This is a genomic window from Trinickia violacea (assembly GCF_005280735.1).
GTDB lineage: Bacteria > Pseudomonadota > Gammaproteobacteria > Burkholderiales > Burkholderiaceae > Trinickia_A > Trinickia_A violacea.
The window spans coordinates 2036513-2050728 of sequence record NZ_CP040077.1; the positions used below are offsets into that span (position 1 = coordinate 2036513).

Annotated in this window: 13 protein-coding genes; 10 read left to right on the forward strand and 3 right to left on the reverse strand. The window is 62.3% G+C overall.

Annotation, left to right across the window (positions count from 1 at the left end; all coding sequences use genetic code 11):
* Positions 1 to 261 precede the first annotated feature (261 nt).
* The 3 genes from ppsA (at position 262) to FAZ95_RS09195 (ending at position 4240) form a co-directional block, all read left to right on the forward strand.
* Positions 262 to 2667 (forward strand): phosphoenolpyruvate synthase, encoded by a 2406-nt coding sequence (gene ppsA / locus FAZ95_RS09185; RefSeq protein ID WP_137332165.1) that lies wholly within the window; start codon positions 262 to 264, stop codon positions 2665 to 2667.
* Positions 2668 to 2818: 151 nt separating this feature from the next.
* On the forward strand, positions 2819 to 3265 hold the full coding sequence (locus tag FAZ95_RS09190; RefSeq protein ID WP_137332166.1) for an NfeD family protein: 447 nt from the start codon (positions 2819 to 2821) through the stop codon (positions 3263 to 3265).
* Positions 3266 to 3301: 36 nt separating this feature from the next.
* Positions 3302 to 4240 (forward strand): SPFH domain-containing protein, encoded by a 939-nt coding sequence (locus FAZ95_RS09195; protein WP_137332167.1) that lies wholly within the window; start codon positions 3302 to 3304, stop codon positions 4238 to 4240.
* A gap of 81 nt (positions 4241 to 4321) precedes the next feature.
* Here the strand turns inward: FAZ95_RS09195 and smpB are convergent, their stop codons facing one another.
* On the reverse strand, positions 4322 to 4768 hold the full coding sequence (gene smpB / locus FAZ95_RS09200; protein ID WP_137332168.1) for an SsrA-binding protein SmpB: 447 nt from the start codon (positions 4766 to 4768) through the stop codon (positions 4322 to 4324).
* A gap of 107 nt (positions 4769 to 4875) precedes the next feature.
* Here smpB and FAZ95_RS09205 point away from each other — a divergent pair, with 107 nt between their 5' ends.
* Both FAZ95_RS09205 and FAZ95_RS09210 read left to right on the forward strand, forming a co-directional pair.
* A complete protein-coding gene (locus FAZ95_RS09205) occupies positions 4876 to 5313 on the forward strand; it encodes a type II toxin-antitoxin system RatA family toxin (protein WP_136899176.1) in 438 nt (145 codons plus the stop codon).
* Positions 5310 to 5642: an RnfH family protein gene (locus tag FAZ95_RS09210; protein WP_137332169.1), complete on the forward strand. Its 333-nt coding sequence runs from the start codon at positions 5310 to 5312 to the stop codon at positions 5640 to 5642. Before FAZ95_RS09205 ends, FAZ95_RS09210 begins: the two co-directional genes overlap by 4 nt.
* A 7-nt stretch (positions 5643 to 5649) precedes the next feature.
* Here FAZ95_RS09210 and FAZ95_RS09215 read toward each other — a convergent pair whose 3' ends face one another.
* A complete protein-coding gene (locus tag FAZ95_RS09215) occupies positions 5650 to 6624 on the reverse strand; it encodes a DMT family transporter (RefSeq protein WP_137332170.1) in 975 nt (324 codons plus the stop codon).
* A gap of 353 nt (positions 6625 to 6977) precedes the next feature.
* Here FAZ95_RS09215 and guaB point away from each other — a divergent pair, with 353 nt between their 5' ends.
* The 3 genes from guaB to guaA all read left to right on the forward strand — a co-directional run bounded on the left by guaB (position 6978) and on the right by guaA (position 10937).
* Complete coding sequence (gene guaB, locus FAZ95_RS09220; protein WP_137332171.1) at positions 6978 to 8438, forward strand: IMP dehydrogenase; 1461 nt, start codon at positions 6978 to 6980, stop codon at positions 8436 to 8438.
* A 6-nt stretch (positions 8439 to 8444) separates the two neighbouring features.
* A complete protein-coding gene (locus FAZ95_RS09225; RefSeq protein ID WP_137332172.1) occupies positions 8445 to 9158 on the forward strand; it encodes a hypothetical protein in 714 nt (237 codons plus the stop codon).
* 195 nt (positions 9159 to 9353) lie between these two features.
* On the forward strand, positions 9354 to 10937 hold the full coding sequence (guaA, locus tag FAZ95_RS09230; RefSeq protein WP_137332173.1) for a glutamine-hydrolyzing GMP synthase: 1584 nt from the start codon (positions 9354 to 9356) through the stop codon (positions 10935 to 10937).
* Positions 10938 to 11502: 565 nt separating this feature from the next.
* Here guaA and FAZ95_RS09235 read toward each other — a convergent pair.
* Entirely contained in the window at positions 11503 to 12525 is a 1023-nt protein-coding gene (locus FAZ95_RS09235; protein WP_137332174.1) for a LacI family DNA-binding transcriptional regulator, read from the reverse strand.
* 269 nt (positions 12526 to 12794) lie between these two features.
* Here FAZ95_RS09235 and FAZ95_RS09240 point away from each other — a divergent pair, with 269 nt between their 5' ends.
* Together FAZ95_RS09240 and FAZ95_RS09245 are read left to right on the forward strand one after the other, a co-directional pair.
* Positions 12795 to 13856: a fatty acid desaturase gene (locus FAZ95_RS09240; RefSeq protein ID WP_137332175.1), complete on the forward strand. Its 1062-nt coding sequence runs from the start codon at positions 12795 to 12797 to the stop codon at positions 13854 to 13856.
* A gap of 17 nt (positions 13857 to 13873) precedes the next feature.
* Positions 13874 to 14197 carry a non-heme iron oxygenase ferredoxin subunit gene (locus FAZ95_RS09245; RefSeq protein WP_137332176.1) on the forward strand — a complete coding sequence of 108 codons (324 nt, stop codon included), beginning with the start codon at positions 13874 to 13876 and terminating at the stop codon, positions 14195 to 14197.
* The last annotated feature ends 19 nt before the right edge of the window (positions 14198 to 14216 follow it).

The window sequence follows — 14216 nt, forward strand, 5'->3', positions numbered from 1 at the left end:
TGTTGGATAAGCAATTGCGGGCGGATCGCATCGAAATCCGCGTCGTTGTGGGAGAGATTGCTGGAAATTTCGCCAATCTCAAGGAATTCTCCGCTTCGTCGGGCTTTTCCGCCGTAATTTTGACGGCATCCCGAAACGCGAATGCGCCGGCGATTGCTTCTCCAACAGGTTGTACAAGGCGCGGTGCGTCGCTTCCTATGAGCGGCCCGCGCCCAAGCCCACTTGTACAGCCGAGAATTTCTTTCACACTTAGGGGCTTGTATGACTAACGCAGTTAACGTCGCAAAGGATCAGGCGTATGTAGTTCCGTTCGAGCAGTTGCGGATGACCGATGTGGAGATTGTGGGCGGCAAGAACGCGTCGCTCGGCGAGATGATCAGCCAGCTCGCCGAAGCCGGAGTTCGGGTGCCCACGGGCTTCGCCACCACGGCACTCGCATTCCGCGATTTCCTCCACCACAACACTCTCACCGAACGCATTGCCAAGCGTCTCGAGTCGCTCGACGTCGATGACGTGAAGGCGCTCGCCGAGGCGGGCAAGGAAATTCGTCAATGGATCGTCGACGCGCCGATGCAGCCGCGCCTCGAGGCGGAAATTCGCGCGGGCTTCGACACGCTCCAGAACAGCTCGCCGGAAGAGCTGTCGTTTGCGGTGCGCTCGTCGGCGACGGCGGAAGACTTGCCTGACGCGTCGTTCGCGGGCCAGCAGGAAAGCTATCTGAACGTGGTCGGCATCGAAGACGTGCTCGATCGGATGAAGCACGTGTTCGCGTCGCTCTATAACGACCGCGCGATCTCCTATCGTGTCCACAAGGGCTTCACGCACGCGGAAGTGGCGTTGTCGGCCGGCGTGCAGCGCATGGTCCGCTCGGATGTCGGCGCGGCCGGCGTGATGTTCACGCTCGATACGGAATCGGGCTTCAAGGACGCCGTCTTCATCACGTCGAGCTATGGTCTCGGCGAAACCGTCGTGCAAGGCGCGGTGAATCCGGACGAGTTCTACGTCTTCAAGACCACGCTCGCGCAAGACAAGTACCCGATCATTCGCCGCTCGATCGGCTCGAAGCTCATCAAGATGGAATTCACGAAGCCGGGCGAGCCGGGCCGCGTGAAGACGGTCGACGTCGCGCACGAGCAGCGCAATCGCTTCTCGATCACCGACGAAGACGTGATCGAGCTCGCCAAGTACGCGGTCATCATCGAGAAGCACTACCAGCGTCCGATGGACATCGAGTGGGGCAAGGACGGCCGCGACGGCAAGATCTTCATTTTGCAGGCGCGTCCTGAGACCGTGAAGAGCCAGGCGGCGGGCAAGGCCGAGCAGCGCTTCAAGCTCAAGGGCCAGTCGCAGGTGATCGCCACGGGCCGTGCAATCGGGCAGAAGATCGGCGCGGGTCCCGTGCGCGTGATTCACGATCCTTCGGAAATGGAACGTGTGCAGCCGGGCGACGTGCTCGTCGCCGACATGACCGACCCGAACTGGGAGCCGGTGATGAAGCGCGCCTCGGCGATCGTCACGAACCGCGGCGGACGGACCTGCCACGCGGCGATCATCGCGCGTGAGCTCGGCGTGCCGGCGGTGGTCGGTTGCGGCGATGCCACCGACGTGCTGAAAGACGGCTCGCTCGTCACCGTGTCGTGCGCGGAAGGCGACGAAGGCAAGATCTACGACGGCCTGCTCGAAACGGAAGTCACCGAAGTGCAGCGCGGCGAGCTGCCGCCGGTGCCGGTGAAGATCATGATGAACGTCGGCAACCCGCAGCTTGCCTTCGATTTCTCACAGCTGCCGAACGCCGGCGTCGGTCTCGCGCGTCTCGAGTTCATCATCAACAACAACATCGGCGTGCACCCGAAGGCGATTCTCGAGTACCCGAACGTCGATGCGGACTTGAAGAAGGCAGTGGAAAGCGTGGCGCGCGGGCATGCGTCGCCGCGTGCGTTCTACGTCGACAAGCTGACCGAAGGCATCGCGACGATCGCGGCGGCGTTCTATCCGCGTCCGGTGATCGTGCGTCTGTCGGACTTCAAGTCGAACGAGTACAAGAAGCTGATCGGCGGTTCGCGCTACGAGCCGGACGAAGAGAATCCGATGCTCGGCTTCCGCGGCGCATCGCGCTATATCGCGGAGGACTTCGCGCAGGCGTTCGAGATGGAATGCCTGGCGCTCAAGCGCGTGCGTGAAGAGATGGGCCTCGACAACGTCGAGATCATGGTGCCGTTCGTGCGTACCGTGAAGCAGGCGGAGCGCGTCGTGGGCCTGCTGGCGAAGTTCGGCTTGAAGCGCGGCGAGAAGGGCCTGCGTCTGATCATGATGTGCGAGATTCCGTCGAACGCGATTCTCGCCGAGCAGTTCCTGCAGCACTTCGATGGCTTCTCGATCGGTTCGAACGACCTCACGCAATTGACCCTCGGCCTCGACCGCGACTCGGGCATGGAGCTGCTCGCCGTCGATTTCGACGAGCGCGACGAAGCGGTCAAGTTCCTGCTCAGGCGCGCGATCGAAACGTGCCGGCGCATGAACAAGTATGTCGGCATCTGCGGTCAAGGCCCGTCGGATCATCCGGATTTCGCGCAATGGCTGACTGACGAAGGCATCGCGTCGATCTCGCTGAACCCGGACACGATCATCGATACGTGGCAGGCGCTCGCGCAATCGCACAAGCAGTAAGCGCAGCGGACGACGGACTGCGGCTCGTGCAGGCGAACCGCAGTTCGAATCGGTTCGTAAGGTAACGAAAGGTCTGATGAGTTCGTGCTATAACACCCCGGTACACCCGGGGTGTTTTGCTTTGGGCTTTGGATGAGACCGGAGAACGACAATGAGATCGGGCGAACTGTTCTGGTGGATCGCAGTGGGGGTGTTGATCGTCGCCGAGTTGCTGACCGGCACGTTCTATTTGCTGATGATCGCGTTTGGGTTCATCGCGGGCGCGCTGGCGCATCTGCTCGGCGCGAGCCCCGAGGTGCAACTGGGATTGGCGGCCTTGGTGGCGCTCGCCGCGGTCATTCTGCTGCGCCGCTCGCGTTTCGGCCGTCGTGCGCAGCGCCGCGACGCGTCGGTCAATCCCGATGTGAATCTCGACATCGGCGCGACGCTGACCGTCGAGACGTGGCAGGACCGGCACGCTCGCGCCCAATATCGCGGCGCAGAATGGGATGTCGAGCTTGCGCCCGGCGAACGCGAAGACGCGCGTGTCTATGAAATCGCCGCCGTGCGCGGCAGCAGCCTGATCGTTGCTGAAAAAAAGCAGGCGGCACACGCTTGACCACGAAGTACCAGTCGTTAAAAAAGGAGTGAATAGATGGACATGACTATTGTCGGGGTGGTGTTTCTGGTGATCGTCGTCGTGATTGCGGCGCAGACCGTCAAGATCGTGCCGCAGCAGCACGCTTGGGTGCTCGAACGCCTTGGCCGGTATCACGCGACGCTGACACCGGGGCTGAACATCGTGCTGCCGTTCATCGATCGCGTCGCGTACAAGCATCTGCTCAAGGAAATCCCGCTCGACGTGCCGGGGCAGATCTGTATCACGCGCGACAACACGCAGTTGCAAGTGGATGGCGTGCTGTACTTCCAGGTGACCGACGCGATGAAGGCGTCGTATGGGTCGAGCAACTTCGTGCAGGCGATCACCCAGCTCTCGCAAACGACGTTGCGTTCGGTGATCGGCAAGCTCGAGCTCGACAAGACCTTCGAAGAGCGCGACCTGATCAATCACAGCGTCGTCTCGGCACTCGACCAGGCCGCGACGAACTGGGGCGTCAAGGTGCTGCGCTACGAGATCAAGGACCTCACGCCGCCCAAGGAAATCCTGCACGCGATGCAGGCGCAGATCACGGCCGAGCGGGAGAAGCGCGCGTTGATCGCGGCGTCGGAAGGGCGCAAGCAGGAGCAGATCAATATCGCGGCCGGCGGGCGCGAGGCGGCGATCCAGAAGTCCGAGGGTGAGCGGCAGGCGGCGATCAATCAGGCACAAGGTCAAGCCGCCGCGATTCTCGCCGTGGCCGAAGCCAATGCGCAGGCGATCCAGAAGATCGCTGCGGCGATTCAGTCGCAAGGCGGATGGGATGCGGTGAACTTGAAGGTCGCCGAGCAGTATGTGAACGCGTTCGGCAATTTGGCGAAGACCGGCAACACGCTGATCGTGCCGGGCAACATGTCGGATATGAGTTCGATGATCGCGTCGGCGCTGACGATCGTGAAAAGCGGTAAGGGCGCTTCGATGAACGAGGTGCGCTGATCCGGCGCGTGCCGATTGGGGCGGATTGGGGCGCGCGGCGTCGCCCTTGGGCGCTACGCCGAGGCGCGCCTCTGACGTTGCCTAAGTCGCCGAGCGCATGATCCGCGCTTTCTCGCGCTCCCAATCGCGCTTCTTCTCGGTCTCGCGTTTGTCGTGCATCTTCTTGCCTTTCGCGAGGCCGATTTCGCATTTCACGCGGCCGTCCTTGTAGTGAAAGTTCAGCGGCACGAGCGTATAGCCGCGCTGCTCGACCTTGCCGATCAGCTTCTTGATCTCTTCCGCGTGCAGCAGCAGCTTGCGCGTGCGGACCGGATCCGGATGGATGTGCGTCGACGCTTCGGGCAGCGGGCTGATGTGCGTGCCGATCAGGAAGATCTCGGCGTCGCGCACGATCACGTAGCCTTCCTTGATCTGGCCGCGTCCGGCGCGCAGCGCCTTGACCTCCCATCCTTCGAGCACGAGCCCTGCCTCGTAGCGCTCTTCGATGAAGTAATCGAAGAATGCCTTTCTGTTGTCGATGATGCTCATGAATGGAAAGTGCCCAACTCGTTTAAAATCACGATTTTAGCAAAGCGGCGCAATGAAAGCGAAAGCCGCCGTGCTCCTCCATACCCTCGCCGCGCGTTGTGCATTCTATGGCAGATGTCCAGAAAACCGTGTTGATTCGCCATTCGGCGGAACAGATGTTCGATCTCGTCACCGACGTCGCCGATTACCCCAATTTTCTGCCGTGGTGCGGCGGCGTCGAGATTCGCCGCCAGGATGAAAACGGCATGGAAGCGAAGATCGACATCAATTTCAAGGGCATCAAGCAGCACTTCGCGACTCACAACACCCAGGAGCGGCCGACACGCATCGACATGGATTTCGCCGACGGTCCGTTTCGCAAGTTCACCGGCTACTGGCGCTTCACGGCGCTGCGCGCGGACGCCTGCAAGATCGAGTTCGCGCTGCACTACGAGTTTGCGAGCGTGATTCTCGAGAAGATCATCGGGCCGGTGTTCAACCATATCGCGAACACGTTCGTCGAATCGTTCGTGAAGCGCGCGGACCAGCGGTACGGCAAGCCATGAGCGCGACGTTTTCGGTTGAAGTCTGCTACGCGCTGCCCGATGCGCAGACGTTGATCGCTATCGATGTGCCCGCCGGCGCCACCGTGCAGCAGGCGATCGACGCCAGCGGCATCCTGCGCAAGCACCCCGAGATCGATCTGTCGAAGCAGAAAGTCGGCATCTACGGCAAGGTCAAGCCGCTCGATGCACCGCTTGCCGATCATGACCGTGTCGAGATTTATCGTCCGCTGATCGTCGATCCGAAGATGGCGCGCCAGCGGCGAGTCGACAAGACGCGCCGCGAAGGGTCGATTGAAGGGCGCAAGTGGCTGTCGAAGGATTCGCGCTGACGCGAACTCAATGCACGGACGCCTGCGCGCGCTCTTCGAGCGGCGGCTCCGTCGGTCGGTCGCTGCCGTGCTGGCGCACTGACCACAGCACGCCCGCGAGCAGCAGCGCGATGGCTGCGATTTCCAGCGGGCGCGGCGTGCGGTGGTCGTACAGAAAGCCGTAGAGCAGAGCAAAGAGCGTCTCGAATACGATCATCTGCCCCGAGAGCGTGAGCGGCAAGCGTTTGGACGCCGCGTTCCAGAGCCCGTTGCCGAGCCACGAAGCGCCGATTGCGAGCGCGAGATTCAGCCCCCAGAAGAGCTGCCAGCGCTCGCCGGTGACCGGCGTCTGCACGACGCCAGCCGGAAATACCGCTGTTCCGAGCCAAAGCGCGGCGCCGAGGAGCCCCGTGACGACGCCCCACAGGACCGACCACTCGTTGCCGTCGAAATGGTGATTGCGCTGAAGATAGCGGGCGTTCTCGACGGCAAACCAGGTCCAGCTCGCAAGCGCGCCGAGCGCGCAGAGCACGCCCAGCAGGCGGTTCAGCATGCTGACGGGGTGCGCGGGGTCGCCGGCGAATACGTCGACGTTGATGCAGGCGATCCCGCCGACGACCAACGCGAGCGGCCACGCCAGCTTCGAGAGCGGTACGGCGCCGTGATCGCGCCGGCCGACCAGCGTGACGGTGACCGGCAGCACGCCGACGATCAGCGACGCCGGCGCAATGCCGACGAGGTGCACGGCGGTCGTGAGCAGGATGTAGTAGCCGACGTTGCCGACGATCGCGAGCTTCACGAGCGCGCCGAGATCCTCGCGCGTGAGCTTGGCGGCGAGGCGCCGCGCCATCGGCAGCGCCGCGGCGAGCGACACGATGCCGTACATCATGTAGCGGCCCGCGCTCAGCAGGAACGGCGAAAAATCGGGCAGCAGCCTGGGCACGAGAAACACCATGCCCCATAACGCCCCCGCCATCATCCCGTATGCCACACCGCGCTGCATGCTTTGCCACTCCAACGATTGTCCGAACAGGCGCGCAGATTACGCGGCATTTGCAAGAGTGTCTTGTTCGATCCTGCAATCGAGCGGCAGCCGGCGACGTGTGCGCCGCGGATTTTCTAGAGTTTTTATTCTTGCCCGGAAGCGCCGGAAACGCGTTCACGGACGGCTCTCGTGCGCTTTCGGGGCGCTATCCGGTCAAACGAAATCCGTTCGAACATCAGTCGAAAGCGAATCCGAAATTCTTGCGGTTCGACCGTGCGCGAAACGGCAAGAAATTCGCTAACTCGCTGTTCGCTCAGTGAAAACCAGGGTGGTATCGCGTATAATTCGATTTTGCGCCTATAGGATTTGCCATGCGTCTGATCCAAAAAGCACTCACGTTCGATGACGTGCTCCTCGTCCCGGCCTTCTCCGATGTTCTGCCGCGCGACACCAGCCTCAAGACCCAGCTGACCCGCAATATCTCCCTGAACATGCCGCTCGTGTCCGCCGCCATGGACACCGTCACCGAAGGCCGTCTCGCGATCGCGATGGCGCAGCAAGGTGGGGTCGGCATCGTCCACAAGAACCTCACGCCGGCCGAGCAGGCTCGCGAAGTCGCGAAGGTGAAGCGCTTCGAATCGGGCGTGGTGCGCGATCCGATCACGGTGCCGCCGCAGATGAAGGTGCGCGACGTGATCGCGCTGTCGCAGCAGCATGGCATTTCGGGCTTCCCGGTCGTGGAAGGCGCGCAGCTGATCGGTATCGTCACGAACCGCGACCTGCGCTTCGAAACGCGTCTCGACGAACCGGTGCGAACGATCATGACGCCGCGCGAGCGGCTCGTCACGGTCAAGGAAGGCACGCCGCTCGCCGAAGCGAAGGCCCTCATGCATAGCCACCGCCTCGAGCGCGTGCTCGTCATCAACGACGCGTTCGAGCTGCGCGGCCTGATGACCGTGAAGGACATCTTCAAGCAGACCGAATACCCGGACGCCTGCAAGGACGCAGACGGCAAGCTGCGCGTGGGCGCGGCGGTCGGCGTCGGCGAGGATAACGAAGAGCGCGTGTCGCTGCTCGTGCAGGCGGGCGTCGACGTGATCGTCGTCGATACCGCGCACGGTCACAGCAAGGGCGTGCTCGAGCGCGTGCGCTGGGTCAAGAAGAACTTCCCGCAAGTCGAAGTGATCGGCGGCAACATCGCGACCGCCGATGCGGCCCGCGCGCTCGTCGAGTACGGCGCGGACGCCGTGAAGGTCGGCATCGGCCCGGGCTCGATCTGCACGACGCGGATCGTCGCGGGCGTGGGCGTGCCGCAGATCAGCGCGATCGCGAATGTGGCCGAAGCGCTGCGCGGCACGGGCGTGCCGGCGATCGCCGACGGCGGCGTGCGCTTCTCGGGCGACGTCAGCAAGGCGCTCGCTGCAGGCGCGAATGCCGTGATGATGGGCAGCATGTTCGCGGGCACCGAAGAATCGCCGGGTGACGTGTTCCTCTACCAAGGCCGGCAGTACAAGTCGTACCGCGGCATGGGCTCGGTCGGCGCGATGAAGGACGGCGCGGCGGACCGCTACTTCCAGGACAACTCGGCAAACATCGACAAGCTCGTGCCGGAAGGCATCGAAGGCCGCGTCGCTTACAAGGGCTCGGTCAACGCGATCCTGTTCCAGCTGATCGGCGGCGTGCGCGCGAGCATGGGCTACTGCGGCTGCCGCACGATCGCCGAGCTGCACGACAAGGCGCAGTTCGTCGAAATCACCGCGGCAGGCATGCGCGAGTCGCACGTGCACGACGTGCAGATCACGAAGGAAGCCCCGAACTACCACCAGGACTAATCGCCGATGAAACCATTGCTGCGCGCTGTGCTCGTCGTCTACACGCTGCTGTACCTGCTCGTCGGTTTGCTGTATCTGGCGACTCCGTGGACATCGCTGCACCGTGCGCTGCAACTGGCCGTCATCGAGCCGGCCATGGCTGGGCAATTGCTGGGTCTCGCGCTGTTCGGGCTCGCGTCGCTGGCGTTTCAGGGCGTGATCAATGGGGCGATGACGACGGCGGTCGCTCGCGTCATCGGGCATATCACCTGGCTTGCGGGCGTACTGATCCTCGTTTGGCTGATCGCATTCGGCATGTCGCTGTCGCCGGGATATGGCGCGCTCTTCAACGCGCTGGGCGGCGTCGCCTTGCTGATCATCGGGATGGGTGGCGTGCGTCTGGCTCGCTCGGTGCGGCGTGGCGAAAGGACGGCGAAGGTGGCTGCGAAAGCGTACGCGGAACAGGGGGCTGCGCCTTCGCGCGCCGAGGCGGCGCGCGCGGCCGAGCCGTCGCTGAGTCCCACGCCCCAACAGACTGCCGCGCCGGAAGCCGTGCCTGCCGCGCGCGCCGCTGAACCGGCGGTGCGCTACCGGTTCGGCACGCCGGCGGAGGGCACGCCCGCGACGGGCAACGCCGCGCCGCCGCCGCCGCTGAGTGCGAGCGAGAAGGCCGCGCGCGACGCGGCGCGCGATGACGCTGCCGATTTGCCGGGCAGTCCGCGGCCGCCGTTTCATGGCTGACGCGCGGGCGGCCTCATCGCCGGCTCGTATCGACGATAACGCCTGCCTGTTCGGCACTTCGTACCCGTCCGCCGCCGCCGACAGGGCGCCGCACAAGGCTCGTATCAACGTTGCCGCGCCCTTGGAAACCGGCTTCTTTGCAGCGCGCGAGGCGCTGCTTTTTGTATCCGTTCACTACCACTATCGTCCGCTGCCATGCATGACAAGATCCTGATCCTCGACTTCGGTTCGCAAGTCACCCAACTGATCGCGCGCCGCATTCGCGAAGCGCACGTCTATTCCGAAATCCATCCGTACGACGTCGACGATGCGTTCATCCGGGAGTTCGCGCCGAAGGGCGTGATCCTGTCGGGCGGCCCGAACTCCGTCACCGAAACCGATACGCCGCGCGCGCCGCAGGCGGTGTTCGAACTTGGCGTGCCGGTGCTCGGCATTTGCTACGGCATGCAGACGATGGCGGAGCAGCTCGGCGGCAAGGTCGACGGCGGCCACCTGCGCGAGTTCGGCTACGCGGAAGTGCGCGCGCGCAGCCATACGAGCTTCCTCGAAGGCATCGAGGATTTCCGCACGTCGGAAGGCCACGGCATGCTCAAGGTCTGGATGAGCCACGGCGACAAGGTCACGGAAATGCCCCCGGGCTTCTCGCTGATGGCGTCGACCGATTCGTGCCCGATCGCCGCAATGGCCGACGAGTCGCGCCATTTGTACGGCATCCAATGGCACCCGGAAGTCACGCATACGGTGCAGGGCCGCGCGATGCTCGAGCGCTTCGTGCTGAAGATCTGCGGCGCGAAGGCTGACTGGGAGATGGGCCACTACATCGACGAAGCCGTCGCGAATATTCGTGAGCAAGTCGGCAACGAGCATGTGATTCTCGGGCTGTCGGGCGGCGTCGATTCGTCGGTGGCGGCGGCGCTCTTGCATCGCGCGATCGGCGATCAGCTCACTTGCGTGTTTGTCGATCATGGCCTGCTCCGCCTGAACGAGGCCGAGCAGGTGATGGCGACGTTCGCCGATCACCTCGGCGTGAAGGTGATTCACGTCGATGCGAGCGAAGCGTTTCTATCGAAGCTCGCGGGCGTCACGGATCCGGAGGCGAAGCGCAAGATCATCGGCGCGGAATTCGTCGAAGTGTTCCAGACCGAGGCCGGCAAGCTGACCGACGCAAAGTGGCTCGCGCAAGGCACGATCTATCCGGACGTGATCGAATCCGCCGGCAAGGGCAAGAAGGCGGCGCACACGATCAAGAGCCACCACAACGTGGGCGGCCTGCCAGAGACACTCAATCTGAAGCTGCTCGAGCCGCTGCGCGAGCTTTTCAAGGACGAGGTGCGCGAGCTGGGCGTGAAGCTCGGTTTGCCGCACGAGATGGTCTATCGTCACCCGTTCCCGGGCCCGGGCCTCGGCGTGCGGATTCTCGGCGAAGTGCGCCGCGATTTCGCGGACCTGCTGCGCCGCGCGGATGCCATCTTCATCGAGACGCTGCGCAATACGGTCGACAAGGAAACCGGCAAGACGTGGTACGACCTGACGAGCCAGGCGTTCGCGGTGTTTCTGCCGGTGAAGAGCGTCGGGGTGATGGGCGACGGGCGCACGTATGAGTATGTGGTCGCGCTGCGTGCGGTGCAGACGCTCGACTTCATGACCGCACATTGGGCTCATCTGCCGCATGAGCTGCTGGGGCAGGTGTCCAATCGGATCATCAATGAAGTGCGCGGGATCAACCGGGTTGTCTATGACATCTCGGGCAAGCCGCCGGCGACAATCGAGTGGGAATAGGGATTTTAAAAAGTCTCTTTTAAATCAATGGGTTGGGCGGTCGATAGATCATGCCCGCCCACTTCTAAATTGCCGGCCGCAGGCCCATGAGCCTTTGATTGATATGGGAATCCCTAACCTGCGTCCGCACCCGCGCGGAGCCCCAACAACCGCGATTTGACGGTATTTCTGACGGTATACGCGAGCAGTATGGACGGATGCTCGCTTAATACCGTCAGCGGTGTTGATGGCATCCGGGCGGTGCCGCAAGCGTTTGGCTTGCCTCACCCGGATTGCGGCGGCGCTCGGCGGCCGATCAGGGCTGTCGAGCGGTTACCGCGACCGGCACATAGCACACAGCCATCACGTCACTCGAACGACAAGTTCACTCCGAAACCTGCCCGATGCCCAATGCGAGCATCTCGGCCAGTGCCGTCATTCGGGTATCGTCGTTGGTCAGGCCAGGAGACAACGGACGACCCCTGATCAACGCGTTTCTCCAGGTGCAACGATCGGCGGATGAACACCGTCTTTTTTCGACTTCGGTGCCACACGCAGGGCCGAAACGCACGGTGAAAGCTTGCTATTACAGCGAGTAGCGGGAATAGGTTTCGATTGGAATGATCGCCTGGGCGGGAACGCTGCTCCCTTCGAGTACTGCTCTCAAATATTCGACAGCGGTGCGCAGCAGGAGCCGGAGATCCTGTGTGAGCAAATAGTCGATCGTGTCGGAACGCAAAAGCGGCTCCGTTATCCGGTTCACTTCGTGCGTGATATAGACCGTCCGACCCACCAGGTCGTGTTCGCGCAGCGCCGCAGCCAATCCTTCGTTGCCGCCCGCCACGTTATAAACGGCGTCGAGCTTGCTGTGCTCTTTCAGAAAGCGCGTGGTTGCCTCATAGGTTGCAGCGCCGGAATCAGCGCCCTTGATGACCTCGACGAGATTCACGTTCGGGAACCGCTGTCGTACCAATGAACGGAAGCCAATCTCGCGATCCTCGTGACAGGTGTACGAAAACGTTGCAACGACCACCGCGACGTCGGGCGAGGTGTGCGCCTGCAAATGCCGCCCGATGAGAAATGCCGCAGATTGCCCGGCGGCGCGGTTATTGACACCGATGTAGGTGTGACGGGCGTCGGCGTCGACATCGGTGATCAGTGTCACGACCGACTTTCCCGCTGCCATGCATTTGCGCAGCGCCGCGGTCGTTGCCGCAGTGTTCGTGCAGATGATCGCGATACCGTCCGCCTCATCGGCCGCCTTGCTCACCCTTATGGCGACCTCGTCATCCGATGCGCCCACGCAACTCTCGACCTCGAGGCGCGTGCCTGACATGGCAAATTCCGCTTCGAGTTCGGCCACCCTGTGTGTCAATTCCTCGGTAAACGCGTCCCCCGCCTGGGCCAGCAACCTGAACGCGTAATTGCGCTGCCCCGAAGGCATCGATGATCGCGGCGACACAGCCGAGCCCAATTGTCTCAACGCCGCATCGACAGCGCTGCGCGTCCGCGGATGCACCCCGGGCCGGTTGTTCAGCGCACGGTCGATCGTCGCCCTGCTGAGCTGCGTCATTTCCATCAGTTGCTTGAGTGTCGGCTTGCCCTGCATCGTGCTTTCCCGGTCGTCATAGCGCGGACCCATCCGCGTACGCATCATTTTGCCTCAAAAAATGAGCCAATTGAGGCTTTCCGAAAACTGACCGGCAAAGGCTGGCAGGAATCAGCCTGTGACATCGTGGAATACCCTTGTTGCCTCAAAATGATGCATTTTATGGTTTGACGATGGCTCATTACGAGTCTTAAATGAGCTCATGATGATCAATGCATCATGCAGCTCATCTCATCATGACGTTCAACATCAGGCACAGGGTGCGATTCATGTCCAACCAGCAAGACAGCAGAAAAGCGATCACGATGGACGACTGGTATAAATGCCGGCTCGACAGGAAGGTGCTCAAGGCGGTCACGCGGCGTAACGACACGGCTGCGTTGTTGCACTTTGGCGGTTTTATCTCGTTGGTAGCGGTAAGCGGCGCGCTCGCGTGGCTGTCGCTCGATACGCTCTGGTGCGTACCGGCGTTCTTTCTTTACGGAACGCTCTATGCCTTCGCCGAAGCGATGGAACACGAGTTGCGTCATCGCACGCCATTCAAAAGCGAATGGCTGAACGAGTCTGTGCACTGGCTGATCTGCTTCATGACGTGGCGCGAACAGATATATAGCCGCTGGTCACATGCACAACATCATACGTACACGCACCTGACAGCAACCGTCCCGTCCGACGTTGAACTCGCCGTCAAGCGGCCGCCGAACTACCTGAAGCTCGTCACGGATTTTCTGCGTGTTTCGCACGGCATTCATCACCTTGGCAATATCGTTCTGCACACCTTCGGTATCGTGTCGAAGAGCGCGAAAGCCGTCGTGCCGCCCACCGAATATCGCGCAATGTGCCGCAATTCACGCGTGATTCTGCTGCTCTACATTGGCGTGGCGGGGTGGGCAATCGCAGTCCATAGCTGGTTGCCGGTGGTTTTCCTTCTGCTGCCACGCTCGTATGGCGCATGGCTGCATGAGTTGCTGGCGATTACCCAGCACACGGGGTTGCGTGAAAACGAGCTAGACCACCGCTTCTCGACACGAACGATCAGGCTCAACCGGCTGCTTCAGTTCCTGTACTGGAACATGAACTACCACATCGAGCATCACATGTTTCCCAACGTGCCGTTCCATGCGTTGCCGAAGCTGCGTGAGGCAATCCAGGCTGATCTGCCGCCTGCCTACGACGGTCTCCTTAGCGCGTGGAGCGAAATTCTCAACGTGTTCAGAATGCAGTGGCGCGATCCTGACTATATGGTGACGCCCCCCGTTCCTGGCAAGCTGGCCGCCACGGCTGCAGGCCAAACCATCGACACGCAGCTTGGCGCGGCCCAGGCTCGCTGAGCCCCGGAGATACGCCAATGAACATCCTGCAATGGCATCACGTCTGCGCCCGCGATGATATCGAGGAAGAGGACGTCATCGAGTTTTGTCATGACGACAAGCTGTACGCGATCTATCGCACGCCGACGGGCTTTTATGCGTCGGCGGGTCTTTGCACCCATGAAGCCGCGCGCCTGACCGAAGGGCTCGTGTTTGGCGACATCATCGAATGTCCGATGCACATGGGGCGTTTCCACATTCCGACAGGAGCTGCGAAAGGTGCACCCGTTTGCGTCAATCTCGCCACTCATCCCGTGAAGGTCGAGGACAACAAGGTGTTCATCGGTTTGCCCACTGATTGACCACGGCGCTTCGCAGTTG